Consider the following 25,926-nt stretch of genomic DNA (forward strand, 5'->3'; position numbering starts at 1 on the left):
TATCGTCATCGGGGATCTGCGGGAAAACGTTCGTCACGGTCATTTCTGATCCCTTGCGTTGGTTGCCAACAGGCCCGTTCCACGGCCGGCCATCGCGCCTTGCTTCAACCCCGCCCGGCCTCGTCTCGCCGGCGCCCCGGGCACCCGGACCGAGCGTCGCCTTTCACCATCGGCAATCGCTCGATCACCCACCGTCACGTCCAAGGGCACGACGTATGGGTACCTGTGACGTCCAGCCGATCCGGGGCAGCGGATACGACCTCCCGCGTGCCGCAACCGCTCACGCCAGGCCGCTCCCCGGCGGCCGATCTGTCACCGCGCGCGGACCTCACGGTCCGGCACGGCCGGGAGATTCACAGTCGCCGGTCACCCGCACCGGGGTTCCCGATCTCCATACCGGCGCAGCACCGCGTGGTGATCGGCCCCCAATGGGGCCACCGGATCACACCGCCCGTTCCGGAGATGCCGGAGATGTTCGCCGGCCCGCGCCGTCGCCCCGGGGAGTGGCACGGACACCCTCGGGACCGCCGGCGCCGGAACGGCGGCCCCGCCCGTGAACTCGTGATTTCTCCTCGGCTGCTGACAGTTCTTCGCATGCACTGACAGACCCAATTGACTACTCCGATACCGGCGAGCACTCCCGCGATTCCGCGTGGCAATACTCCACTGACGCCATTGGACTTTGACAGGAAGCCGCTTGGATCTTTCTTGGTCCTTGTCAGCAACCGGCTAGCATTCCCGCCGGTTCGAGTGGGTGTGTTCGTTCCACCCCGGATGAGCCGCGCAGACGGGCGTCCGGCCCACCGAAGAACCCACCCGCGAGACCCGCGACGCGCCGGGAGTTCCGATGAGCCCGGGGCACTTCGCGGCGCCGGCACCTCGCAAACCGGGACGGGCGGGCCCGCACGGGCACCGAGGACGCACCGCCCCCGTTTTTAAGGTAGATCTTTTTACCGGTAGTTTACCAACCGGAAACCAAGGAGGCCACTGACATGGTCATTTGCCGGCGAGTGCGATCTCGCACTGCTTGGTGCGGCCTTTGGTCTGTCTTGACCTCCTCCTTCCGCCGGGTAACCTCCTTCGTCACGGAAGACAACTGGCCAAAGGCGCCGCCACACGCGTCCCGACCCTCCCCGTGGTCGTGCCGCGTGAACGCGCCGTCGCTCGACCCCGTCTCCCGGCGGCCAGGTCGCGAGGCGGCGCGACCACGCCCACATGGCCACCGGGGGTCCTCGGAAGATCTATGACCCCTGACATGCAGAAGCTCATAGAGCTGCTGGAGAGCGAACTCGGATACGCCGAGAGGAGCGGCGGTTACACGAAGTTCGGCGACTGGTACGGCAAGACCGTCGAGTTCGACGCCGATTACACCTCGGCCCCCTGGTGCGACATGTATCTGTCGTGGGCGGCCTGGAAGCTGGGCTACCAGGAGTGGGTCGGTCAGTTCGCCTACACCGTCTACCACGCCCAGTGGTTCAAGGAGCAGGACGCCTGGGGCACCACCCCGGAGCCGGGGGCGCTCGTCTTCTTCGACTGGAGCGGTTCAAAGAAGATCGACAAAATCGATCATGTGGGCATCGTGACGAAGGTCGTCGGGAACAAGATCCACACAATCGAGGGCAACATCGACGGCGGGGTCGCGAAGCGTAAGACGCGCGACACCGACAAGGTCGTGGGGTACGGCTACCCGGAGAAGGTCAAAGCCCGCCTGGAGCGGGAGGCGTCCGAGAAGAAGGTCGTCGTCAAGCCGGGCGGGGCGAGCGGGGACAACCTGGTTCAGGTGAGCCCCGGTCTCGACCTGTTCGCGCTGGTCCCGCCATCCGGTGGCGCGCGGGAGGGGGCGACGCCCGCGAAGGACGGTCAGGCCGAGGCGGCTCCGGAACACGCCGGATCCGCCGCCAGGACGGCGTCCGGTTCCCGGGGCGGCACGGCGGCCCCGGGAACGGGAGAAGCCTCCGAGGGCACCGCGCAGGGCTCCCGGCCGGCCGCCGAGGGCTCGGCCCCGGCGCCGGTCCCCGGCAAGCACGCCAAGCCCGCGACCGCCGGCACCAGCGCGCTCGCGGTCACGCCCACCGCCGCCGCCCGCGACGTCGCCGTGCCCGCCCCCGAGCTCGGCACCCCGACCATGCTCGCCCCGGTGCTGCTCGCCGCGGTCGCGATCCTCGCGACCGCCAAGGTGAAGCAGTCGAAGGCACGGCTCGCGTTCGCCACGGCGGGCGGCGCGTCCGCTCCCTCGGCCCGCCGCGCCCCGGGCCGCCGCGCGGCCGGCCGGCGCCGCAGGACGGTGGGCGCGCCCGTCTCCACCCGCGAGCTCCGCGGGACCCACGAGGCCGTCGCCACGACCACGCTCGCGCCCGCCGCGGCCACCGGGCGTCCCTCCCTCACGACCGCCGCCGCCCACGTCGAGGAGACCCTGGCGGCCGGGCTCAGGCAGGACGCGCTCACGGCCGGGTTCACGGAAGAGGTCCTCGCGACCCGCTTCGCGGAGGACGTCCTCGCGACCGGCCCCGCAGAAGAGGTCCCCGCGACCGGCCTCGCGGAGAGCACCCCCGCGACCGCCGGCGCCGAGGAGGTCCTCGCCGCCGACCGCCTCCGGGCCGTCCTCGCGGCCGAGCAGACGTGGGACGCCTTCGCGGCGGGCCGGGCGCGGAACGCCCTCACGACCGGCGACGCGGCCGACGTCACGCGGGACGGCCGCGTGCGGGACACCCTCATGACCGGCCGCGCCCAGGGGGCGTTCGCCGCGCAGCGGCGTGCGGAGCGGCCCCGGGTCCCCTACCAGGGCAGGCGCCGCCGCCTGCAGGAACGGTCCGGGAGTGAACTCTCGGCCTTCGTCCAGGACGCCCCGCTGCGCGGGCGCCGTCACCGCCGGGCCGACACGGCGGCCGGATCCGACGCCCCGGTCTTCGCTCCTCGCTCCACCACCTCGCCCGTGACCGCCCGCCCCAGGAGGTCGGGGACGGGACCGGTCGCACCCGCCATGACGGCCGTGCCCGCGGGGCCGGTGTCGGCCGCGGAACCGGTCCTGACCGGTCGCCGGCACCGGCGTGCCTCATCGGCCACCGTCACCTCGACCGCGGTGGCGACTCCCACCACCGCGACCGTCCCGGACGCCGCCCCCGTCCCGGATGCCGGGCCGCTCCACGGCGAGCCGGGTGACGCCCTGATCCGCGGCGGATACCGGGGGCGCCGCAGGGCCCAGGCGCCGGTCTGACGGGTGCCCGGTCCGGAAACCGGAGGCCGGGCGTCCCGGCACGGATTCCTTCCGGGCGCCTGGAGAGCGCCTAGAAGTACTCGGCCGCGAAGGCCGCGAGGGCCGTGACGGCGTCGCGACTACGGCGCCAGGGGCGGACGACCATACGGTCCACGCCGAGCTCCTCCCACCGGGGGATCTCGGCGGGGCCGCCCAGCTCGTACGCGTGCGCCGTGATCGAGAAAGGACGGCCGTCGCGGAGCGCGGCGAGCCTGGCGAGCTGGGGGCGGATCGTCTCCAGCGAGTGCGGCATGCCGATCCAGCCGTCGCAGAGCCGGGCGGCCCGCCGCAGGGCGGCGCCCGACTCGCCTCCGGCGAGGATCGGCAGGCGTTCCTGCACCGGTTTGGGCTCGAAGGCGACCTCGGGGAAGTCGTAGAAGCGCCCGGCGTGGGCGACGACCGGCTCGGACCAGAGCCGCCGGGTCACCTCGATCGCCTCGTCCAGCCGGGGCCCCCTGCTGGCGAAGTCGACCCCCGCGGCCCGCCACTCCCCCTCGTACCATCCGGCGCCGACCCCGCAGATCGCCCGCCCGCCGGAGACCCGGTCCAGGGTGGCGAAGGCCCGCGCGGAGCTGAAGGGGTGCCGCAGCGCGTACAGGTACACGGCGGTGCCGAGCCGGACCCGTGAGGTCAGCCCGGCCAGCCAGCACAGGTAGGCGGGGGCGTCGAACAGCGGGGTGGCCGGGGAGATGCCGGGCCGGTCGGTGCCCGGGTAGACGGCCGTGGACAGGTCGGTGGCGAAGACGAGGTGCTCGGGCAACCAGACCGACTCGAACCCGAGCTCGTCGGCGGCGACCGCGACGTCCCTCCAGGCGTCCGGGTGGATCAGCCCGAGCGGGACCCCGAACCTCACCGCCGCCACCCCACTCCGGGCTCGGCGAGAAGACCGGCGAGCAGCCAGGCGGGCCGCCGTCGCCGCGCTCCGGCCCGAAGCTCCCGCCCCACCGGCATGACGCACAGATCCACGACACCAACCTAGCGCACGCTTGGTATCGGCGTACAGGGCGGGCCGTACGGTACCGGCCCCCGGAACGGCCGGAGCGCGGAGCCGGCCCGGGCGATACGGACAAGACAGTGATGGGACCGCCGGCCAGACTCCTATGAGGTCACGCGCCGCGTCCGGTGAGTGCAGGTGAACGCCTCCCGGCTCGGGGTCGGCAGATCGCGTTGAAGACATCGCGGTCTCGGACGATGGGCCGAACCCCACCGGGAGACGTTCGCCCGCATCCTCACTGTCAGCCGAGGTAGGCGGCGCGGACCGCGGGGTCGTCGCGGATCTCGGCGGGGGTGCCGGAGGCGATGACCCTGCCGAGGTCGAGGACGACGAGGCGGTCGCAGACGCCCATGACGAATCCCATGTCGTGCTCGACCAGCAGGATCGTGGTGTCGAGCGCGCCGACGACCTCCCGGAGCCGGGCCGTCTGGTCGGCGTCGAGGCCGGAGGTGGGCTCGTCGAGCAGGAGCAGCGCGGGGCCGTCGGCCAGCGCCCTGGCCAGCTCGACCAGGCGGCGCCGCCCCACGGGGAGCGCGATCGCGTAGGCGTCGCGCACCTCGGTCAGCCCGCACAGCGCCAGCACCTCGTCCACCCGCTCCCTGCGGGCCCGTTCCAGACGGCGGCGGGCCGGTCGGCCGGCCAGGTCCGCCAGGAGGCCGCCGCCCCCGCCCCGCCACTCCATCGCGGCCAGCACGTTGTCGGCCACGGTGAGCCGGCCGAAGACCTGGGTCCGCTGGAAGGTACGGCGCAGCCCGCCTCTCGCCCGCCGCACGGCCGGGACGCCCGTGAGGTCGCGGCCCCCCACCCGCACCGAACCCGACGTCGGCCGCCGCAACCCGGAGATCACGTCGAACAGCGTGGTCTTGCCCGCCCCGTTGGGTCCGATCACCCCGCAGACCTGGCCCGGCGGCACGTCGAACGAGACCTCGGAGAGCGCCCGGACGCCTCCGAAGGACACCGACACCGCCTGAACGCCCAACGCCGCACCCATCGACGGCCCACCACCCTCGTCCGCGGCACCGCGTGCCGTCCTCCCTGATCCACCCGGCTCCGAAAGCGGGTCCGGCCCCGCCCGCCGGGTCCGCGGGCGGCTCATGAGACGCCCAGGTAGGCGGCGGTGAGGCGGGCCTCGTCCACCTCCGCGCGCGGCCCGGTCCAGGTGACCCGGCCCAGGCGCATGAAGGCGACCGTGTCGGCCAACTCCAGGGCCGAGGTGGCCTTCTCCTCCACCAGGAGGAGGGCGACTCCGCGTTCGCGGAGTTCGGCGAAGACGCCGAAGACCTGCTCCACGACGAGCGGCGCCAGGCCCAGCGACGGCTCGTCGGCGATCAGCACGCGGGGCGGCCTGACCAGCGCCGGGGCGAGGGTGAGCAGTTGCTGCTCCCCGCCGGACAGGGCACCGGCCGCCAGACCCCGGCGCCGGGCGAGCTGGGGCAGCCGCTCGTAGACGGGGTCGGGGTCGGCCAGCCAGGTCCGCAGGTTCTCCTCGACGGTCAGCCCGGGGAAGATCCCCCGCCCCTCCGGGGCGAGCAGCACACCGTCGCGTGCCCTGCGGTACGCGGGCCGGGAGGTGACGTCCACCCCGTCGAGGACGACCCGGCCGGCCGTCACCGTCAGGTCCCCGGCGGCGACCGCGCAGGCGGTGGACTTGCCCGCGCCGTTCGCCCCGAGCAGCGCCACGACCTCTCCCGGCCGCACCGCCAGGTCCACCCCCCGCAACACCGTGACGTCCCCGTACCCCGCGACCACGTTCTCCAGCCGGAACAGCGCGCCGGGGGCGCCGGACGCGTCGCGCGGCGCCGCCCCGTTCCGCGCGGCGAGTCGCTCCGGGGACGGGGTGGTCCCGTCGGCCGCGGCCCCGTCCGGCCGGTGCCCGGCGGACCCGGGCACGGCGGACCCGGGCACGGCGGACCCAAGCACGGCGGGACCGGCCGGAACGGGCCCGGCGGAGGCGGGGACGTCCGCCTCCCGGGGGGCCGCCGCGTGGTCGTGGCGCGACCGGCGGGCGCGGCGGCGGTGCCGGGCCTCGGCCATCTGGGCGAGCACCCCGTCCGGGTGCCTGGCCAGGATGATCCCGCCGGTGCCGAAGAGGATCGCGCCGACGTGGGCGGAGACGCCCCAGGAGGCCAGCAGTTCGGGGAAGACCGCGGCGATCAGCCCGCCCAGCACGGCGCCGCCGATCCGGCGGACGCCCTGCAGGACCACCACGGCCAGCCAGACGAAGCCGGCGAAGGCCGGCAGGTCGGTGGCGGTCACCGAGCCCTTGGAGACCGCGAACAGCACCCCGCCCAGCCCGGCGATCCCGGAGGCCAGCGCGAAAAGCGTGATTTTGGTCCGGGCGGCCGAGATGCCGGAGGTGGTCGCGGCGGCGGGGGCGGATCGCACGGCCAGGACGGCCCGGCCGGAGGCCGAGCGCTCCAGGTTCCGCACCAGAAGCGTGACCAGCCCGATCAGGGCGAGCAGCAGCACGACCCGGACGCGGGGGTCGGTGGTGTCGGTGAAGCCCAGCCCGATCGCGGGCAGCGGCCAGCCGATCGTGCCGTTGCTGAACGCGTCGATCTGGAAGAGGACCTGGTCGGCGAGGAGGGCCAGGGCGAGCGTGGCCAGGGTGAGGATGCGCCCGCCCAGCCGGAGCGCGGGCAGCGCGACGAGCACGCCCACCGCGGTCGCCCCGAGCACCCCGAGCAGGATCGCCACCGGGAACGGCCATCCCGAGGAGAACGCCCAGCCGCAGGTGAGCGCGGCCATCGAGGCGAAGGACGCCTGCGCGAGGTTGACCATGCCGCCGATGCCGGTGACGACGACGAACGAGCAGAAGATCAGCGCCAGGACGAGCCCCTGGGCCACCACGCCCACGAAGAAGTCGTCGGCCGGGCGGGTGAGGGTCCAGGCGAGCAGCGCGACCAGGCCGAGCGCCCACGGCAGGCGCCGCCGCCACGGCGGCAGGTCGGCGAGGTGGTCGGGCGGCGGCGCGTCCTCGGCGGCGGACCCGGCGACGCGCTCCCTGGAGCGGTTGAGCAGGATCAGGCCGGCGAACAGCAGGATCACCGGCACCGCCGTGCGCAGCCCGGTGACGTCCTCGGCGAAGTCGGCGTACCCGGCGACGAGGTTCTGCACCACGCCGAGCCCGAGGCCGGCCGCGAACGTCCACGGGATCGACCGCAACCGCCCGAACACCGCGGCGGTGGCGGAGACGAACAGCATGACCGTGAAGGCCGTGGAGTCGAGGCCGATGGTTGGGGCCGCCAGCACCCCGGCGAGTCCCGCGAGGGTGGAGCTGAGCGTCCATGCCACGGCCGAGGAGGCGTCGGCGTCGATGCCGCGCAGCGTGGCCAGCCGGCGGCGGTCCACCGCGGCGCGCATTCGCAGGCCGTACGGCGTGTGCCGCATGAAGGCCCAGAGCCCGGCGGCGGCCAGCGCCGCGAAGGCGAAGGTGATGAGCTGGTCGGAGTCGAGGTGGACGCCGCCGAAGGTGTAGGTGACCGGCGGGTAGGGGCCGAGGCCGTGCGGCAGCGAGGTCGCGTCGGCGCGCGGCAGCCCGAGCGGCTCGGCGACCAGGTCCACGATCCACAGTCCCAGCGCGGGCAGCGCGATGGTCAGGCCGATGGTCCCGACGATCTGCGCGGTCTCCCCCGCCTGCGCGAGCCCACGGAACATGGCGCGGTGCAGCGCGTACCCGAGCAGCGGGGAGAACACCGCCACCGCGATCAGTCCGGACGCCCAGGCCGGCAGCCCGGCTCCCACGTTGAGCTGGAAGAACAGCAGCGCGGCCAGGAACCCGACGGCCCCGTGGGCGAAGTTGAACACGCCCGTCGCCGAGTACGACAGGGTCAGCCCCGACGCCATGACCGCGAAGACGCCCCCGGTGACGAGGCCGCTAAGGATGTAACCAACAAACTCGGACATGAGGGCCTTCACCCCGGGATTTCGCGCCTGACTGCTGACATCTCTCGGGCCGCGCCCACCGGGCGCGTGGGCGGCAGGTCGTGCCCGCTATCTCAGCGGGACGTTGTCGAAACACTTCATGTTCTTGGCCACCTTGAAGGCGCCGCCCTCGAGCTTGACCAGGGCGCCGCAGCCGTTGGGCTCGTCATGATCCCTGGGGTACCGGATCCGGCCGAAGCCCGCGTTCTCGTACGTGAACGAGCCGTTGGCGGTGGCCAGGAAGCTCTCCCTGGTCAGGTCCTTGCCGGTCTGTTCCAGGATCTTCAGGAAGATGTCGGCGGCCCAGTAGCCGATGGCCAGGTGCTGGGTGAGGACGGTACCCGGGGCGACCTTCTCCACGTCCGCCTTGAGCTGGGTGATCTCCGGGGCCGGTGACTCGAAGGGCTCGAACATGGGCGCCGCGATCACGCCTTCGAGGGCCCGCGCGGTGGCCGGATCGGCGAGGATCGCGGCGTCGTAGCTGGTCGCGTCGGAGAGCAGCCCGCCGTACCCGGCTTTCTTCAGCGCGCTGTACAGCCCGGTGTTGAACTTGGTGCCCGCGATGACCGAGACCACCAGGTCCGGCGGCCCGCCCTGGTCGGAGGTCATGATCTTGTTGATGTACGGCAGCCAGTCGGGCGGCGGGGCGGCCGCGGGCAGGCCGGAGTTGACGCCGACCACGGTGAAGCCCGCGGCCTCGAAGGACTGCGAGATGGTCCGCCCCCCGTACTTGCTGCCGCTGGAGTCGGTGGTCTGGACGTAGACGGTCTTGCCCGCCGACCCGCCGATGAGCTCGGCCATCTGGTTGCCCCACCAGGTCTGCGAGCCCGCGCCCGGCCGGGGCGCCAGGCAGCCGTTGTAGCCGAACCCGGTCCTGGTCCCGCACCACTGCGGGCCGGTCGCCCAGCCGAACCACGGCACGCCCTGCTGTTCCAGGAAGGTCGCGCCGCCGAAGTTGGGCGCGTGCACGGGCACCAGCGCGAAGACCTTGTCCTTCTGGACCAGTTTCTTGGCCGCCGCGTCCCCCTTGGCCGCGTCCTGGTTGTCGTCCTCGGCGCCGGTGAACTCGATGGTGCGGCCGTGCACGCCGCCGGCGTCGTTGGCCCGCTGGAACCGCGCCCTGGCCCCGATCTCGGCGTCCTTGGTCGAGTAGCCGCTCGCGCTGGTCTTGGTGAGCACCCCGCCCACTTTGACCGTCGTGGCGGTCACCCCGGGCGCCTCGCCCGAGCCCCCGCCCCCGGTGGCCCGCTGCTCGGCCGCACAGCCCGCGGTGGCCAGCGCCGCCGCGGCCACCAGGCCGATGAGTCGCACTGCCTGCCGTCCCATTGGTCGCTCCCTGCCGTGCCGTACGGCTCACACCGGCCCCAATTTGGCCTAGCGCTCGCTTGGTTTCGTCAGCGTAAATTTGGCCGCCCGGGGTGTCAATGGACCGGGGCACCCCCGGACGCCACCCCACCCCACCGCCCTCCGCCGCCTCCGCCTTCCGTTCGCCGGAACCGACACCGCCCGCACACCAAGCAACCGCTTGCTTATACCCTCCCTCCGGGCTAGCGTGCGGAACGGCACGGGTCCTCGGCGCGACGGGAGCTGACATGTTGATGCGCGCGGCGGTGCTCACCGCGTTCGGGGCGGCGCTGGAGGTCCGCGACGTCGAGATCGCCGATCCCGGCCCCGGTGAGGTCCGCGTCCGGATCAAGGCGTCCGGCGTGTGCGGCTCCGACATCAAGGCACTGGACGGCAGGAGCCCGGTGGTGCGGCGGCTCCCCTTCGTCCTCGGCCACGAGAGCGCCGGGATCGTGGAGAGCGTCGGCGGGGGCGTGACCGGCGTCGCGCCGGGCGACCATGTGATCATCGCGATGAACGGCCCCTGCGGGCGCTGCCGCAACTGCGGCGCAGGACGGTTCCACCTGTGCGCGGGCACGGCCAGGATGGCGGCCATCATGGGCACGATGCGCGACGGCACCACCCGGATCCGGGTGGACGGCGACGACGCCAGGACGATGATCGGGATCGGCTCGTTCGCCGAGTACGCGGTGGTCAACGAGCCCATGTGCGTGAAGATCGCAAAAGACGCGCCGTTCGGCACCATGTGCCTGCTGGCCTGCGCGGTGATCACCGGTGTCGGCGCGGTGCTGAACGTCGCCCGGGTCACCCCCGGCTCCAGCGTGCTGGTGGTCGGCTGCGGCGGGGTCGGGCTGAACGTGGTGCAGGGCGCGGCGCTGGCCGGGGCGACGACCATCGTCGCCGCCGACGTGGCCGAGGGGAAGCTGAAGCTGGCCGAGGAGTTCGGCGCCACCCACACGGTCCTCCCCGCCGACCTGCCCGCACAGGTCGGCGAGATCGTCCGGGGCGGGGTGGACTACGCCTTCGACGTCACCGGTGTCCCCCGCGTGCTCGGCGAAGCCTTCGCCGCCACCCGGCCCGGCGGAACCACCGTGATGGTGGGCAGCCCGCCCCAGGGGCGGCCGCTCAGCGTCGACCCCGGCCTGCTGTTCGCCTCCCGGCGCCTGATGGGCACCCAGGGCGGGGACGCGGCGCCGCTGCGGGACCTGCCCATGCTCGCCGAGCAGTACCTGCGCGGCCGCCTGGACCTCGACCGCCTGGTCAGCGAGCGCGTCCCGCTGGAGGGGGTCAACGAGGCGATCCGCCACGTCCGCGAGGGCGCGGTGGCGCGCAGCGTCATCGTCTTCGACTGAGCGCGCCCCGCGACCGTGTCACGCGTCCCGCGCCTCTCAGCCGCGCGCCGCGCCGACGAGTTCCCCGCGCGGCTCCTCCACGGGCTCCTCCTCCTCGTCGTGGCCCTCGATGGAGAGGTTGGGCAGGATCCGGTCCAGCCAGGCGGGGCACCACCAGTTGTACCTGCCCAGCAGGACCATGGTCGCCGGGACCAGAAAGCCCCGGATGACGGTGGCGTCCACCGCGATGGCCACGGCCAGGCCGACACCGAAGATCTTGACCATGGGGTCGGGGTAGGCGATGAAGGCCACGAAGACGGCGACCATGATCAGTGCCGCGGAGGTGATGACCCGGCCGGTCGAGCCGAGCCCCTGGGCGACCGCCCTGCGGTTGTCGCCGTGCCGCAGGTACGCCTGCCGCACGGCGGTGAGCAGGAAGACCTCGTAGTCCATCGAGAGGCCGAACAGCACCGCGAACAGCATCAGCGGGATGTAGCTGTCGATCGGCACCGAGAAGAACAGCGTGGTCAGGTAGGAGCCGTCCACGTCGACCGGCGTGTCCATGCCGACCAGGCCGCTGCCCAGGCCCATGGAGAAGACGAGCGAGAGCGCGCCGAACGCGGCGCCGAGCGAGACCAGGTTCATCAGCGCCGCCTTGAGCGCGACCACCGGCGAGCGGAAGGCCAGCAGGAGCAGGAGCGCGCTCAGCAGGACCACCACGCCGACGACCAGCGGCGTGCGCTCGGCGATCCTGGCGCTGGCGTCGGCCATGCCGGCGACCTCGCCGCCCACGTGCACCGTCGCCCCCTCGATCCGGATCGCGCGCACGTCCTCGACCACCTCCAACGCCCGGGGGTCGCTGGGAGAGTAGTCGGAGACGGCCCGCACCATCGCCGCCGTACCCGCGTCGTTGAGGATCGGGTCGGCGACGTGGGCCATCCCGTCGACGGCCGCGACACGGTCCTTGAGGTTCTGCAGCACGGCGGGTGTGGGCTCCCTGTCGACGATCTTCGTCTCCAGGTCGGCCACCACGACGAGGGGGCCGTTCATGCCGGGCCCGAATCCGGCCTGCAGGAGCTCGTAGGAACGCCGCTGGTCGGTGCCGCGGTCGGCGTAGCCGTCGTCGAGCGGACCGAGCTTGAGCGCCAGGGCGGGCGCGGTCAGCGCGGCCAGGACCGCGACGCTCAGCGCGAGCACCCCCCAGGGCCGCTTGGCGACCCAGTCGCCCAGCGAGGCCCAGCCGGAGGAGGCGCCGTGACTGCCGCGACGGCCCATGAACGGCAGGCGGAGGGCGTTGATCCGGTGCCCGAGCATGCCGAACAGCGCGGGGACCAGGGTGACCGAGGTGAGCACCGCGCAGACGACCGAGATGCCGGTGATCCAGCCGAGCGTCCGCAGCAGGGGGAACCCGGCGAGCATGAGGGCGCTGAGCGCGATGACCACGGTGCCGCCGGCGAACACCACGGCCCCGCCCGAGCTGCCGACCACCCGGCGGACCGCCTCGTGCACCGGCACCCCGTCCGCCAGCAGCTTGCGGTGCCTGCTGAGCAGGAAGAGCGCGTAGTCGATGCCGACACCGAGACCGATCATCGTCGCCATGATCGAGGCCTGCTTGGGCACGTCCACGATGTGGCCGAGCAGGCTGATCACGCCCAGCCCGGTGGCGATGCTGACCAGCGCCGTGAAGATCGGGATCATCGCGGCGACCAGCGTGCCGAACGCGAACAGCAGGACCAGCAGCGCGCAGATCACACCGATGACCTCGCTGGTGCCGGTCTTGATCTCCTTGTCCGCCGGGGTGGACGCGTCGGCCGGCACCGCCTCGATGCCCAGGGCCCTGACCGGCTCGGCCGCCTCGGACAGCCGCTTGGTGGTCTCGGCCAGCTTGGAGTTGTCGTGCCCCTCCAGCTTGACCGTGATCATGCCGATCTCCATGCTGGGCGCCAGGCCGCCGACACGGTAGGGAGTCTCCACCTCGACCACGTGCGGGACCTCGCGGATCCGGTCCATCGCCCGGTGCACCGCGCGCACCCGCCGCTGGGCGGTGAGGGGGCCGTCGGGCGAGTAGAGCACGATCTGCACCGTGCCGCCCGGGTCGAAGCCGGGGCCGAAACCGTCGCGCATCAGGTCGTGGGCTCGCTGGGCATCCGTCCCCGGAATGCTGACGTTGTTGCTCACCGGCCCGGGGAACAGCACCGAACCGGCCGTCAGCAGGACGGCGGCGAGCACCCACAGGCCCAGCACGGCCCTGCCGTGCCGCGCGCACCAACCTCCCAGTCGCCCCAGCAAACCAGACATCGGGACCGCCCTATTAAAGTCTGAAATGTGCGTTAAACACTCGTCCTGTACGGACGTACAATCCTACGATCAAGATTAGGCGCGAATACTGGGAGATGCTCTAGATCACGTGGAAATGAGACGATGACCACACTTGAGCACGGTTACGACACGCGGAGCCGGATCCTCGACGCCGCCCGGCAGCTGTTCGCCGAGCGTGGCTACGCCGCGACGTCGCTGGCCGACATCGCCTCGGCGGTGGGCCTGACCAAGACGGCCGTCGCCTACCACTTCCATCCCAAGGACCGGCTGGCCACGGAGCTGATCGCGCCGGCGGCCGAGGACATCGTGACGCTGCTGGAGAGCGAGTACGCCGACGAGCGCGCCTTCACCGAGGCGCTGGTGACCTTCACCGTCCGGCACCGGGCGATCGTCCGGCTCATCCTGGAGGACATCGGCGCCGCCGACGGGGCACCGCCGGGTTCCCCCGGCGAGGCCATCCGCGCCTTCCGCGACGAGATCTACCGCCGCCTGGCCGGTCCCGACCCGGACCCGGCCCGCCAGGTGCGCGCCTGGGCCCTGCTGGGCTCGCTCCAGTCGGTGGTCAAGACGATCGACCTGCCCCAGGAGGTCGTCCGGGAGGTCCTCCTCGCCACGGCCTTCGCCGTTCACGACTCCGCCCGCTGAGCCCGCTCACCCCGCCCCCATCCCGGAGACGGCACGGTCACCCGGGAATGGCGCGGTCACCCCGGGGCGGCACGGCTCAGTCTCCGACCTCGGCGGAGGCGTGCTCTCCCGGGACCGGTTCCTGCGGGGTCGGGCCAGGCAGGGTGGAGGTCTGGGTCGGCTCGGGCTCGGGCTCCGGCCCGGTCTGGGCCTCGACACCGACCGTGATCACGACCGTCGCGCCGGGGCGGAGGCAGCGGCCGGGCGCCGCGCTCTGCGCCAGCACCACGCCCGCCTGCCCGGGGTCGGTGACGAGCCGCGCCCGCGCCCGCGCGCCGAAGCCCGCCGCGGCGAGCGAGGCGGACGCGTCGGCCTCGCTCCGGCCGGTCACCGAGGGCACCTCGGCACCGTTCCGGGACACGACGAGCGCCACCGCGGTACCCGAGGTGACGCGCTTGCCCTCACCCGGGGAACTGGCGAGCACCTGCCCGGCGGGCTGGTCGGAGCAGCGCACGCTCACCTCGCCGGTGGCCAGGCCCACCTGGGCGAGCACGGCCTCGGCCGCCCTCCTGCCGAGCCCGGCCAGCGTCGGCACCCGGATCCCGGCGGAGACCTCGATGTCGACCTTGCTCCCCTTCTCCGCCGCGGCACCCGCCTCCGGCCAGCTCCGGAGCACCTGCCCGACCGGCCGGTCGGAGTCGACGGCCCTGATGTCCCCGGCGGCCAGCCCCGCCCGCTTGATCAGACGGGCCGCCTCGGCACGGTCCAACCCGACGAGGGACGGGACGGGCACCGTGTCGGGGGGCGACAACGGCGCGGAGCTGGCGCCGACCGCCCGTGGGGGTCTGGCCTGGGTCGTCTGCGACGGCCTGGCCGAGGGCTCCGCCCGGTGCGACTGCGGCGTGGTCTCCGCCTGCGCGCTGGTCTCCACCACCGGGACGGCGGGCTGCGCCTGCGGGCCCTGCCCGCCTCCGCCGCTCAGCGCCGGGACCAGCACCCCCGCCAGCACGGCGGCGCTCACCAGCAACGCCCCGGAGACCGCGACCGAGGCCCGGGTGGCGGCCCGCCCCGGATGGGTCCGGTGCCCGTCGACGTCCTCGTCCCCGATGAAGCCCCCGCCTCCGGCAAGGCCCCCGCCCGCGGTGGAACCCCCGCCTCCCGAGAGGGCCTCGCCCCCGGTGGGACGGCCGCGCCCCGTCTGCCCGGCCCACCCGGCGAGGGCGACGCGCCTGGCCCACCGCCCGGACGCCTCCGCGTCCCCGGACGCTCCGAAGAGGGCGAACGCCCCGGACACCCCGCCCCCGGACACTCCGGAGACCTCGCCCCCGCCGGGCGTCCCGGGCCCGCGGGAGGTGACCGGCGTCGCGAGGGCACGGGTGTTCAGGGCGGCGGACGGCGCGGAGCGCGAGGGGGACAGGGCCGCGTGGTGGCCGTCGTCGCCCAGCAGGGCGAGCAGCAGCTCCCTGCTGGTGGGACGGTTGCGGGGGTTCTTGTCGAGGCAGTCGGCGACCAGCGCGCGGAGCGGCCCGTCGAGGCGGCCCAGCTGCGGGTCGGCGGTGAGGATGCGGTGCAGGACGGCCGCGATCGAGTCCTGCCCGAAGGGCGCCTGGGCGTTCGCCGCGAAGCACATCGTGGCGCCCCAGGAGAAGACGTCGGCCGCCGGATCGATGCCGACCCCCTCCACCTGCTCGGGCGCCATGTAGGCGGGGGTGCCCGCCCCGCGGCCGCTCTGCGTGGCCGCCGCGTCCAGCGCCCTGGCCAGCCCGAAGTCGATGACCCGCGGCCCGTCGGGGCCGAGCAGCACGTTCTGCGGCTTGAAGTCGCGGTGCACGATCCCGGCCCGGTGGATGGCGGCCAGGGCGGTCGCCGTCCCGATGGCCAGACGCTCCAGTGCCCCGCCCTCGCGGGGCCCGCCGACCGCGACCTCCCGGTGCAGGGAGGGGCCGTCGACGTACTCGCTGACGATGTACGGCCGGTCGCCGTCCAGCCCCGCGTCGATCACCTGCGCAGTGCAGAACCGGGCCACCTGCTTGGCCAGCTCGACCTCCCGCAGGAACGCCTCCGGGTCGTCCCCGACGGAGGCGTGCAACAGCTTGACCGCGTAGGGCTCCAGGCCCGTGTCGGTACGTACGGCGACGTAGACCGCCCCCTGGCCGCCCTCACCCAGACGACCGACGATCTCGTAGTCACCAAGTCTTGCGGGATCCCCCGTCTTGAGCGGCTGCGCATACGGCACGCGAGCCTCCCCTCGCCGCCACCCTTCTCACTCAAGAAGAAGCATCGCCGACAGTCAACGGGGGTGAAGCGCTTGTGCCCCTCACCGTGACACTGATGTGATGCTCAAGTCAGGGCAAGCAGGACACATAACTCGGATGACACGGCTCAGCGCGGCAGGAAACGCGGCAGGAAGGCCGCGTACTCGTCCAGCACGCGGAGGACCCGGTCGGCCGGGGCGCTGGGGAGGTCGAGCACGACCTCCTCGATGCCCAGCCCGGCGTAGTAGTCCAGTTTCTCCGCGCCGGGCCGCGTACCGAAGGGGATGACCCGGGCCGGCTCCCGCCCGGCCTTCTCGCAGGCCTCGCGCAGGGCGGGCAGCGCGGCCCTGACGCCCCGGCCGCCGATCGGCATCCACCCGTCGGCGTACTCGGCGATGTGGGCGAAGAGCTTCGGTCCCGCCGCCCCGCCCAGGTAGACGGGCGGCCCGGAGACCGGCTTGGGCCAGGACCAGGAGGGCTCGAAGGCGACGTGGCGGCCGTCGAACCCGGCCACGTCCCGGCTCCACAGGGCCTTCATCGCCAGTACGTGCTCGCGGGCGATGTCGCGGCGGGAACGGAACCCGCCGGGCCCGCAGTGGTCCTCCACCTCCTCGACGTTCCAGCCGAACCCGACACCGAGCACCACCCGGCCGCCGGACAGGTGGTCGAGGGTGGCCACGGCCTTGGCCGTGACGATGGGCTCGCGCTGGGCGGCCAGCAGGATGCCGGTGCCGAGGGAGATCCGGCCGGTCACCGCGGCGGCGTGGGAGAGGGCGACCAGCGGGTCGAGCGTGCGCCGGTACTCCTCGGGGAGCACATCCTGCCCGGCGGCGGGGGGTGTGCGGCGGGAGACGGGGATATGGGTGTGCTCGGGCAGGTAGAGGGAGGCGAACCCGCGCTCCTCGACGGCCCGGGCCAACTCGGTGACCGGCATGGACAGGTCCGTGGCGAACATCGTGACACCCAGCCGCATCAGCGCCTCCGCACTCCGACGTACTCCGCACCCCGGCCGGCACCGACGCCCGCACCGGGCACCGACGCCGACGCCCGCACCGGGCACCGACGCCGACGCCCGCACCGGGCACCGGCACCCGCACCGGCTCACCGACCGGCCGACCGGCCGACCGGCGCCGCCATCCCCTCGCCGGACGGCGCCGCCTTCCGGCCGTCCGGGCGGTGTCGCCCTCCGGCCCTCCGCCGCCACCGGGGACACGCCGACCAAGCGGATCCGTTTGGTAAACCAAGCGATTGCTCGGTTATCATTCCTAGGGTAGCGTGCTCACGTCACGGATGACGAGAGCGGGAACACACGGCATTCGCGACACGCGCCGGGAGCGGAACCACCGGATGGGCACGGCAATCCTCACGGAAGGGCGCTTATGGCGTTCACGGACTTAGGCGACGTGCGGCTGTTCCACACCGACGACGGGTCGGGCGACACCACCCTGCTGCTCGTCCACGGGCTGGGGGCCGACTCCCACGAGTGGGTGCACCACATCCCCGCGCTGGCCGGGCGGCACCGGGTGATCGCGGTGGACATGCGCGGGCACGGCTACTCCTCCGCTCCGGAGTCCGGCAACACCCCCCGGCGGATGGCCGACGACCTCGCCCGGCTCTGCGCCGCGCTCGGTGTGGAATCGTGCGTCCCGATCGGCCACTCGATGGGCGGGCAGATCGTCTCCCACCTGGCCGTGGAACACCCCTCACTGGTCAGGGCGCTGGTCACGGTCGACCCCGGGTACGGCTTCACCGGCCCGGTCGCCGACCGCTTCCCCGCGATGATCGAGGAGATGCGCGAGGACGTCGTGGGGGTGTGCCTGCGCAACGACGAGTGGACCTACACCCGCGCCAGCCCCGGCTGGCTGCGCGAGTGGCATCGGCGCCGCATCCTGGCCACGCCCCCGCACGTGCTGCTCCAGGCGTTCGAGGCGATGTTCGGCGGCCCGGACGCGCTCGGCCTGCGCCCCAACTCCGACACCTACCTCGCGCGCCGGGCCTGCCCGGTGCTCACCTTCTGGTTCGATCCGGCCCAGGCCGCCTGGGAGGCCGGACTGTTCAAGAACCCGCACTCCAAGGCGGTCACCTGGGAGGGCAGCGGCCACCGGCTGCACGAGGAGCGCCCGGGGGAATTCCTCATCGTCGTCACGAACTGGCTAAGGAGCCTGCCGTGAAGTTCTCGTTGATGCTCAACCCGCAGATCCCGGGCTCCGGCTACAGCCAGGAGGAGAACGCCAAGGCCAGAAGGCCGATCGGGCGCGACACCGAGTCGTACCAGAAGCTGCTGGACGAGGTCCGTGAGATCGCCGTCCACGCCGACCGGCTCGGCTTCGACGCGCTGATGATGACCGAGCACCACTTCCACTCCGAGGGTTTCGAGTTCTCCGTCAACCCGCTGATGTTCCTGACCGACCTGGCGGCCAGGACCGAGCGCATCCTGCTCGCGCCGCTCGGCCTGGTGCTGCCCGCCTGGGACCCGATCAGGGCGGCCGAGGACGTGGCCCTGCTCGACCAGTTCAGCAAGGGGCGCCTCCGGCTCGGCGTGGCCCGCGGCTACCAGAACCGGTGGATGAACGTCCTGGGTCAGCGCTGGCGCGCCTCCGCGGCCCGGTCGGACGGGTCGAAGGCCGACGACCGCAACTTCGACGTGTTCGGCGAGGTGCTGAACATCATGAAGATGGCGTGGACGCAGGAGACGCTCCGCTACAAGTCCGAGGTGCTCGACTACGAGGTGCCCTCGCCGTTCGACGGCATCGAGGGCTGGCCCGCGCAGGAGTGGACCAGGACCTTCGGCGCGCCCGGCGAGCTCGACGACGACGGGAGGATCCAGGCGATCTCGGTCTGCCCCCGGCCGTACCAGAACCCCTACCCCGAGCTGTGGCAGCCGTTCACCATCTCCGACCGCTCGGTGATCCGGGCCGCGCAGGAGGACATCCTGCCGTGGATGTTCACCCCGAACCCGGACGAGCACGCGGCCAAGGCCAAGCTCTACCAGGAGGAGTCGGCCAAGTGCGGCCGCGACTACAAGCTGGGCGAGCACACCGGGATCCTCAAGATCGTCGGCATGGCCGACACCCGTGAGGAGGCCATCGCCACCTACGGCAAGAGCATGCAGAAAGACTTCGCCGCCTTCTTCGGCCCGTTCGGCTACCTGGAGGTCCTCCGCAAGGAGGAGGACGACCGCCACCAGCCGATCAGCCCGGAGAAGGGCGACTTCAAGCGCATGAACGAAGTCGAGATGGCCCTGCTCGGCAGCCCCGACGACGTCAAGCGCGGCATCCAGCGCATGCTCGACCGGATGCCGGACCTGGAGTGGTTCGGCCTGTTCATGCAGGGACAGCAGGGGGTCCTCCCCCTCGACACCGTCAAGCGCAACCTCGAACTGTTCGCCACCAAGGTCATCCCCGAGTTCTCCGGCTGACCCGGCCTGGCGTCCGTCGACCATCCGCCGTCCGGGGAGGATCCGGTGCAGTTCTGGCTCGGCGCGTCGTTCGCCGAGACCGGCCAGTTCCTGGAACTGGCCAGGGTCTCGGAGCGGTGCGGCTTCCACACGCTCACGTTGTCGGACCACATCTTCTACGCCGACTTCACGTCGCCCTACCCGTACTCGAAGACCGGCGCGCCCCGCTGGGACGCCACGACGCACTGGCCGGACGTGTGGGTGACGATCGGCGCGATGGCCGCGGTCACCTCGACCCTGCGCTTCGCGCCGAACGTCTACGTCGCCCCGGCCCGCGACCTGTTCACCGTCGCCAAGCAGGTCTCCACGGCCGCGGTCCTGTCCGGGGACCGGGTGACCCTCGGGGTCGGGGTCGGCTGGTGCAAGGAGGAGTTCGTCCAGACGGGCCAGGACTTCCACACCCGGGGCCGCCGGCTGGACGAGATGATCCCGGCGCTGCGCGAACTCTGGGCGGGCGGCACGGTCGAGCACCATGGGACCCACTTCGACTACGGCCCGCTCTCGATCTCGCCGGTCCCGGCCCGGCCGGTGCCTTTCTTCGTCGGCGGCGACAGCGAGCCGGCGCTCCGCCGCGCGGCCAGGCTCGGCGACGGCTGGATCGGCAACCGCGTCTACACCGAGGAGCAGCTCGACCGGGTCCTCGGCGACCTGCGTCGCTACCTGAAGGAGTACGGCAGGCCCGAGGACGACCTGGAGATCATCGCCGCGCTCGCGGTCATGCCCGACGCCGCCACCTACCGCCGCTTCGCCGACAAGGGAGTCACCGGGACGCTGGCCGCGCCCTGGTGGCTGGCCACGCCGGAGGAGAAGGCCCGGCACGGCGACGGCGTCGAGCTCAAGGTCGCCACCCTCGAACGCTTCGCCGAGGAGGTCATCGCGAGGATCTGACGCCTTCCCGGCCCCGGCTCCGGCCGGAGCCGGGTGGCCCGCGGTTCACGGCCCCGCCCGGCGGGCTCCCCGCGCCGCCGCCCATCCCCCGTGCCGGGCGGACCGCGCCCGGCGGCGTGGTCCCCGGCCGTCCTCGGAAGACCACGCGCGGGACCGAGCCGGTAGCCTGGCGGGGTGCTGGAAGAGATCAGGGCGACCCGTTACGTGACACCCCTGCGCGAGGGCGGGTCGCTTCCCGGGGTCATGGAGGCGGACGACCTCGGCACGTACGTCGTGAAGTTCCGCGGCGCCGGCCAGGGCCGCCGGGTCCTGGTGGCGGAGATCGTGTGCTCGGGCCTGGCCCGGCGGCTCGGCTTCCGCACCCCCGAACTGAAGGTGATCGAGGTCGATCCGCAGCTCGGCGCCCGCGAGCCCGACGAGGAGATCCAGGACCTGCTCAAGGCCAGCGAGGGCAACAACCTCGCGGTCGACTTCCTGCCCGGCGCGCTCGGCTTCGAGCCCCTGGCCTGGCCTCCCGATTCCGGCTTCGCCTCCCGCCTGCTCTGGTTCGACGCGCTGGTCCACAACGTCGACCGGAGCTGGCGCAACCCGAACCTGCTCCTCTGGCACGGCGACATCTGGCTGATCGACCACGGCGCCGCCCTCTGGTTCCATCACAACTGGCCCTCCGCCGACCCGCTGCGCGGCTACGACGCGAGCGACCACGTGCTGGCCCCGTACGCCACCCGGCTGCCCGAGGTCGACGCCGAGTTCAGCGGGGAGATCACCAGGGACCTGCTCGACGGGGTGGTGGACGAGATCCCCGACGAGTGGCTGGAGGACGAGCCGGGGTTCGACGGCGCCCAGGCCGTGCGGCAGGCGTACGTCGACCACCTGCTGGCCCGCGCGCAGGGCCCGCGCACGTGGCTGCCCGAACCGTCCGGCGCACCCAGGCAGGAGAGGAAGAGCGGCTCGGTGGGCGCGTTCTGGAGGGACAACCGGTGAAGGACGTCTACGAGTACGCGATCATCCGGGTGGTCCCCCGCGTGGAGCGCGGCGAGCTGATCAACGTGGGCGTGCTGCTCTACTGCCAGCCCCGCGGCTACCTGTGCGCCCGGGTGGAGCTGGACGAGGCGCGGCTGCACGCGCTCGACGCCCACGTGGACCTCGACGGGGTACGGCACGCGCTGGGCGCCTACCAGCGCTCCTGCACCGACGACGCGGGGCCGCTGACCGAGGAGCCGCTGGGCAGCCGGTTCCGCTGGCTGACCGCGCCGCGCAGCACGATCGTGCAGACCGGCCCGGTCCACGCCGGTCTCACCGCCGATCCCGAGGCGGAGCTGGAGCACCTGATGGACCGCCTGGTCCGTCCCTCCCGGGGCGTGTTCCCCGGATCCGATCGGTGACCCGGGCCTTCGGACGCGGACCCGGGGTCATGACCCGGGCACGGGCGGACGCGCACGCGGTACCGGGCGGTGACCACCCGGTATGGCAAGGTGTGGCGGGCTCACCGTCCGGTACCGCGCGCCGCCGGCGTCTTCGTCCGGCGCCGGGCCTGTCCTGACCGGCCGAGGCCACCCACGCCCCCGGACCGGCGGACGCGGAGCGGTCCAATCCGCTTCCAACCAACGGCCAAACCGAGCTCCAAACCGACGCCAAACCGCGTCCGGCATGGTCGTGCCATGAGCACGAAGACGAACGAAATCGCGAAGCCGTCCACCGTCCGGCGCGTCGCCGTGGTGGCCGTCGCCGCCGCCACGGGAATCGTCTGTTCCACCGCCCCGGCCGCCGCCATGGGCGAACGGCGGGTGACCGTGACCAACTCCACCTCGATCGGCCCCGAGACAACGACCCCCGTCGGTCAGAAGTGCCCGTCGGGGGCTCAGTACCTCGTCGGCCTGAGCTTCGAGGGATCGGGCCAGGGGGTCGGCCCGGTCGACCCGAACGACCCGCGCAAGGAGAGAACAACCAACGAGACGAAGATCAAGATCGAGGGCGTCACGTTCGCCAACTATCCGGAGTCTTCCAGCATCACGTTTTCCAATTCCAGCAAGCATGATGAGAAGCCCGTGGTCAAGGTCTCGGGGAAGATCACATTGGAATGCTCGAACGTCAATCCGGGGAAGTTCCCCGAGAAGATCAGTATCTCGACCATCGGGTACACGACCGAGTACGACCGCGACCTGAACGGGATGTGGACGTGGGTGAGGAGTTGGTGCCCCGCCGGAACTCACATCGACGACGGTGGCTACGCCCTGTACGACCACGACAAGGTGAGGGCGTGGCCCTGGGATAGCACCAGCACCGACAGGGAGTGGAAGATGCGCTACGCGGGCGACCCAGGGCAGATGGTCGTCCAAATCATCGAGTGCGTCAAGGACTGATCCGAAGGCCGCCCCGGCCTGCCGCCGGGGCGCTCTGCGGGATCTCGGGAGAATCCGCCGGGGTCGCGCTCTCCGGAAGATCGGCCCGCGGGACCCGGCAGGCCCCACGGAAGAGACCGGGTGCGGCTTCCGCGCGGCCGGAACACCGTCAGGACTGTCAGAACAGGACCGACGTGAACGTGCCGACCTCGGTGAAGCCCGCCTTGCGGTAGGCGGCCCTGGCCGGGGCGTTGTAGTCGTTGACGTACAGCGAGACGATCGGCGCGAAGCAGTCGAGCGCGTACTTGACCACCGCGGCCATCCCGGCCACCGCGTGCCCGCGGCCGCGCATCTCGGGGTGGACCCAGACGCCCTGGACCTGGCAGGCCAGCGGCGTCACCGCGCCGATCTCGGCCTTGAAGACGACCCGGCCGTTCTCGATCCGGGCGTACGACCTGCCGATCCGGATCAGCTCGGCGACCCGGGACCGGTAGAGCGCGCCCCCGTCGCCCACCTCCGGGGAGACCCCCACCTCCTCGGTGAACATCGCCACGCAGGCCGGGAGCATGATGTCGAACTCGTCGGGCCGGACACGCCGGACCAGCGGATCGGCCGGGACCGGTGACGGGCCGGTGGCGATCATCACCGGCTGCGCCCAGCGGATCGCGCGAGCGGGCCCCCAGTACGGCTCCAGGCGCTCCCAGAGCAGCTGGACCGCCTCGGCCGGGCCGACGATCGAGGAGCAGCGGCGGCCCTGCTTGCGCGCGCGGTCGGCGAAGGCGTGGATGGCGTCCGGGCCCGCGTTCACCGGGACCAGGTTGGCCCCCGCGTAACAGAGTGAGGTCAGGCCGCCGCGCGGTCCGAACCCCCACATCTGGCCACCGAGCCTGGCCGGATTGAGACCGACCGAGCGGACCCTGGCGGCGACGAAGACGTTGCCGACAGGGTCGGTGTCGAGGAGCGCCAGGACCTCGTCTCGATCGTTGTCGTCGAGCACGCGCGACGCCGTTGTGCGCAGCATCACTCGATCAGCCTACGCGACCCCTCGGATTTTGGCAGGAACCACCGCAGAGCGTCTCACCTACCTGCTCACATCGCTCCTCGCCGCGACGCGCGCGGTGGGCACGGGCGCGGGGGTGCCGGGGCAGCGGGCGTCCGGCGCCTTGGGCGCGCGGCGGGCCCGGGCCGGGAGCGGCGGGGGCAGGGTGCCGTCCTTGAGGTAGGCGGCCAGGCGCCGGTCGACGCAGCGGTTGCCGCCGAGCGCGACCCCGTGGTTGCCGCCGGGCACGGTCAGCAACCGGGAGCCGGGGAACAGCCTGCGTATGTTCAGCGCGCCGGCGTACGGCGTGGCGGCGTCGCGCTCGGCGTGGATCAGCAGGGCCGGCGGGAGTGACGCGGCGCCGCGGACCCGGACCGGAGTGCCGCCGGGCTCGGGCCAGAACGCGCACGGCGCGTTGTACCAGGCGTTCGGCCAGGTGAGGAAGGGCGCCCTGGCGTGGCCCCTGGTCATGTCGGCCCGCCAGCGGTTCCAGTCGCGCGGCCAGGCGGCGTCGCGGCACTGCACCCCGAGGTAGACCGCGTAGTTGTTCTCGTCCTTGGCGTCGTTCTCCGCGTGCTGGCGGTAGGCGGCGACCAGGGGGGCCGTCTCGCCCTTCTTGACGTACGCGGAGAAGGCCTTGGCCAGCTGCGGCCAGAGGGTGTCGCTGTAGCCGCCGACGGTGTAGATGTCGTCGAGTTCGCTGGGGCCGACGATCCCGCCGGCCGGGCGCTCCCCGAGCCGCTCCCGCATGGCGTACCACGCGAAGGAGACCTCCTTGCCGGTCTCACCCAGCCGGTAGACCGGGTTGTGGCGGGCGGTCCACTTCAGGAAGTCCTGGTGCCTGCGGTCGAAGGCGGCGTTCTGGGCGAGGTTGGCGTCGTACCAGACGCCGCGCGGGTCGACCACGCTGTCCAGGACGAGCCGCTTGACCCGGTCGGGGAAGAGCGTCGCGTAGACCGCCCCCAGGTAGGTCCCGTACGAGTAACCCAGGTAGCTGATCTTGCTCTCGCCGAGCGCGGCCCTGATCTGGTCCATGTCCCGGGCGGCGTTCTCGGTGCTCATGTGGGGCAGCACCCAGCTCCACCGGTTGCCGCACGCCTCGGCGTACTGGCGGGCGCGGGAGAGCAGGACGTTCTCCTCGCGCCGGTTGTCCGGCACGTGGTCGGGGCGGGGCGGCGCGTAGTACGTCTTCGGGTCGACGCAGGTGAGCGCGGGCTCGCTGGCACCCACCCCGCGCGGGTCGAAGCCGATCACGTCGAGCCGGTCGGCCACCTCCGCGGGCAGCGCGGCGGCGACGCCCTTGGCCAGGTCGCGGCCGGAGGCCCCGGGGCCGCCGGGATTGACCAGCAGCGAGCCCAGGTGGTTGTGGTCGCGGGACGCCTTCCCCTTGATGCGGTTCAGGGCGATGCTGATCGTCTGGTATGGATTGCGGTAGTCGAGCGGCACTCTCAGCGTGGCGCACTCCACGGTGGCGTCCGCCCGCCTCGCGGGAGCGGGCGTCACCTCCTGGGGCACCGGGGTCTTGGCCTCTTCGCACGGGCCCCAGACCAGCCCCGTCCGCTCCTGGGCGACGGCCCCCTGCGGAACCCCGACGGCGGCGGCCAGCAGCCCGATTCCTGCGGCGGCCCCGACAACCCTCTTCACTATTCGATCCCCCTACTCGTACGGCAGAGGCGATGGTCTCCCGGGCGGCGGCCCGGCACCCGGGAGACGACCGGATACTTACCACTCTGTAGCGAGCTGATTGCTCACTGTAATGATCCTGGCCGCGAACGTACGGGGATCATGTTCGCGGACGCGGCGTACCGCCCCCACCTCGCCGGTCACCGCGGTGGGGTCGGTCAGGCGGACGTCACGGCGGGACACGAAGACCTCCGTGCGCGGCGGGGAGCCCGGATGCCCCACCGCGCACGGAGGTCTTCGCCATCGGTCGAACCCTGCTGCCGGCGACGCCCGCGGCCGGTACGACTAGCGGACGACGACCTCGGGCCCGGCGGCGTCCTCGTCGTCGAGGTCGACCTCCACGCCCATCTCCTCGGCCAGGCGCAGGGCCTCCTCGATCAGGGTCTCCACGATCTGCGACTCCGGGACGGTCTTGATGACCTCGCCCCTGACGAAGATCTGGCCCTTGCCGTTGCCGGAGGCGACGCCGAGGT

The 25,926-nt window shown here is 72.7% G+C and carries 19 protein-coding genes and 1 pseudogene; 9 read left to right on the top strand and 11 right to left on the bottom strand.

Going from position 1 to position 25,926, the window contains the following annotated elements:
• Positions 1-1,255: 1,255 nt before the first annotated feature.
• On the top strand, positions 1,256-3,214 hold the full coding sequence (locus tag ABD841_RS37080; RefSeq protein WP_344981500.1) for a CHAP domain-containing protein: 1,959 nt from the start codon (positions 1,256-1,258) through the stop codon (positions 3,212-3,214).
• A 70-nt stretch (positions 3,215-3,284) separates the two neighbouring features.
• Here the strand turns inward: ABD841_RS37080 and ABD841_RS37085 are convergent, their stop codons facing one another.
• The 4 genes from ABD841_RS37085 to ABD841_RS37100 all read right to left on the bottom strand — a co-directional run bounded on the left by ABD841_RS37085 (position 3,285) and on the right by ABD841_RS37100 (position 9,497).
• Positions 3,285-4,106 carry a TIGR03619 family F420-dependent LLM class oxidoreductase gene (locus ABD841_RS37085; RefSeq protein ID WP_344981502.1) on the bottom strand — a complete coding sequence of 274 codons (822 nt, stop codon included), beginning with the start codon at positions 4,104-4,106 and terminating at the stop codon, positions 3,285-3,287.
• A gap of 382 nt (positions 4,107-4,488) precedes the next feature.
• Complete coding sequence (locus tag ABD841_RS37090; protein WP_344981504.1) at positions 4,489-5,238, bottom strand: ABC transporter ATP-binding protein; 750 nt, start codon at positions 5,236-5,238, stop codon at positions 4,489-4,491.
• A 101-nt stretch (positions 5,239-5,339) separates the two neighbouring features.
• Positions 5,340-8,153, bottom strand: coding sequence for an ABC transporter permease subunit (locus ABD841_RS37095; RefSeq protein ID WP_344981506.1), 2,814 nt, complete (start codon positions 8,151-8,153; stop codon positions 5,340-5,342).
• An 87-nt stretch (positions 8,154-8,240) separates the two neighbouring features.
• Positions 8,241-9,497, bottom strand: coding sequence for an ABC transporter substrate-binding protein (locus ABD841_RS37100; protein ID WP_344981508.1), 1,257 nt, complete (start codon positions 9,495-9,497; stop codon positions 8,241-8,243).
• Between the two features lie 266 nt (positions 9,498-9,763).
• Here ABD841_RS37100 and ABD841_RS37105 point away from each other — a divergent pair, with 266 nt between their 5' ends.
• Positions 9,764-10,867 carry an alcohol dehydrogenase catalytic domain-containing protein gene (locus ABD841_RS37105; protein WP_344981510.1) on the top strand — a complete coding sequence of 368 codons (1,104 nt, stop codon included), beginning with the start codon at positions 9,764-9,766 and terminating at the stop codon, positions 10,865-10,867.
• A gap of 36 nt (positions 10,868-10,903) precedes the next feature.
• On the opposite strand, the gene ABD841_RS37110 is transcribed toward ABD841_RS37105, so the two are convergent.
• Complete coding sequence (locus tag ABD841_RS37110) at positions 10,904-13,144, bottom strand: MMPL family transporter (protein WP_344981512.1); 2,241 nt, start codon at positions 13,142-13,144, stop codon at positions 10,904-10,906.
• A gap of 123 nt (positions 13,145-13,267) precedes the next feature.
• Here ABD841_RS37110 and ABD841_RS37115 point away from each other — a divergent pair, with 123 nt between their 5' ends.
• Entirely contained in the window at positions 13,268-13,810 is a 543-nt protein-coding gene (locus ABD841_RS37115) for a TetR/AcrR family transcriptional regulator (protein ID WP_344981514.1), read from the top strand.
• 76 nt (positions 13,811-13,886) lie between these two features.
• Here ABD841_RS37115 and ABD841_RS37120 read toward each other — a convergent pair whose 3' ends face one another.
• Together ABD841_RS37120 and ABD841_RS37125 are read right to left on the bottom strand one after the other, a co-directional pair.
• Complete coding sequence (locus ABD841_RS37120; RefSeq protein WP_344981516.1) at positions 13,887-16,025, bottom strand: serine/threonine-protein kinase; 2,139 nt, start codon at positions 16,023-16,025, stop codon at positions 13,887-13,889.
• Between the two features lie 146 nt (positions 16,026-16,171).
• On the bottom strand, positions 16,172-17,017 hold the full coding sequence (locus ABD841_RS37125; protein ID WP_344981518.1) for an LLM class F420-dependent oxidoreductase: 846 nt from the start codon (positions 17,015-17,017) through the stop codon (positions 16,172-16,174).
• A gap of 406 nt (positions 17,018-17,423) precedes the next feature.
• Between ABD841_RS37125 and ABD841_RS37130 the strand changes: the two genes are divergently transcribed.
• The 6 genes from ABD841_RS37130 (at position 17,424) to ABD841_RS37155 (ending at position 22,752) form a co-directional block, all read left to right on the top strand.
• Entirely contained in the window at positions 17,424-18,215 is a 792-nt protein-coding gene (locus tag ABD841_RS37130) for an alpha/beta fold hydrolase (RefSeq protein ID WP_344981519.1), read from the top strand.
• Positions 18,212-19,462: an LLM class flavin-dependent oxidoreductase gene (locus ABD841_RS37135; protein WP_344981521.1), complete on the top strand. Its 1,251-nt coding sequence runs from the start codon at positions 18,212-18,214 to the stop codon at positions 19,460-19,462. The genes ABD841_RS37130 and ABD841_RS37135 overlap by 4 nt, the downstream gene beginning before the upstream one ends.
• Before the next feature lie 45 nt (positions 19,463-19,507).
• A complete protein-coding gene (locus tag ABD841_RS37140; protein ID WP_344981523.1) occupies positions 19,508-20,389 on the top strand; it encodes a TIGR03619 family F420-dependent LLM class oxidoreductase in 882 nt (293 codons plus the stop codon).
• Between the two features lie 174 nt (positions 20,390-20,563).
• A complete protein-coding gene (locus ABD841_RS37145) occupies positions 20,564-21,373 on the top strand; it encodes a HipA family kinase (protein ID WP_344981525.1) in 810 nt (269 codons plus the stop codon).
• Positions 21,370-21,774, top strand: coding sequence for a DUF3037 domain-containing protein (locus ABD841_RS37150; RefSeq protein WP_344981527.1), 405 nt, complete (start codon positions 21,370-21,372; stop codon positions 21,772-21,774). Before ABD841_RS37145 ends, ABD841_RS37150 begins: the two co-directional genes overlap by 4 nt.
• Before the next feature lie 276 nt (positions 21,775-22,050).
• Positions 22,051-22,752, top strand: coding sequence for a hypothetical protein (locus tag ABD841_RS37155; protein WP_344981529.1), 702 nt, complete (start codon positions 22,051-22,053; stop codon positions 22,750-22,752).
• Positions 22,753-22,909: 157 nt separating this feature from the next.
• Here the strand turns inward: ABD841_RS37155 and ABD841_RS37160 are convergent, their stop codons facing one another.
• The 4 genes and pseudogenes from ABD841_RS37160 to ABD841_RS37175 form a co-directional block, all read right to left on the bottom strand.
• Positions 22,910-23,752 (bottom strand): GNAT family N-acetyltransferase, encoded by an 843-nt coding sequence (locus tag ABD841_RS37160; protein WP_344981534.1) that lies wholly within the window; start codon positions 23,750-23,752, stop codon positions 22,910-22,912.
• Positions 23,753-23,812: 60 nt separating this feature from the next.
• Entirely contained in the window at positions 23,813-25,414 is a 1,602-nt protein-coding gene (locus tag ABD841_RS37165; protein ID WP_344981531.1) for an alpha/beta hydrolase, read from the bottom strand.
• 78 nt (positions 25,415-25,492) lie between these two features.
• Complete coding sequence (locus ABD841_RS37170) at positions 25,493-25,636, bottom strand: hypothetical protein (RefSeq protein WP_344981532.1); 144 nt, start codon at positions 25,634-25,636, stop codon at positions 25,493-25,495.
• Positions 25,637-25,738: 102 nt separating this feature from the next.
• Positions 25,739-25,926: pseudogene (locus ABD841_RS37175) on the bottom strand (flavodoxin-dependent (E)-4-hydroxy-3-methylbut-2-enyl-diphosphate synthase); the annotation flags it as partial.

The sequence above is a fragment of the Streptosporangium fragile genome, assembly GCF_039534445.1.
Lineage (GTDB): Bacteria > Actinomycetota > Actinomycetes > Streptosporangiales > Streptosporangiaceae > Streptosporangium > Streptosporangium fragile.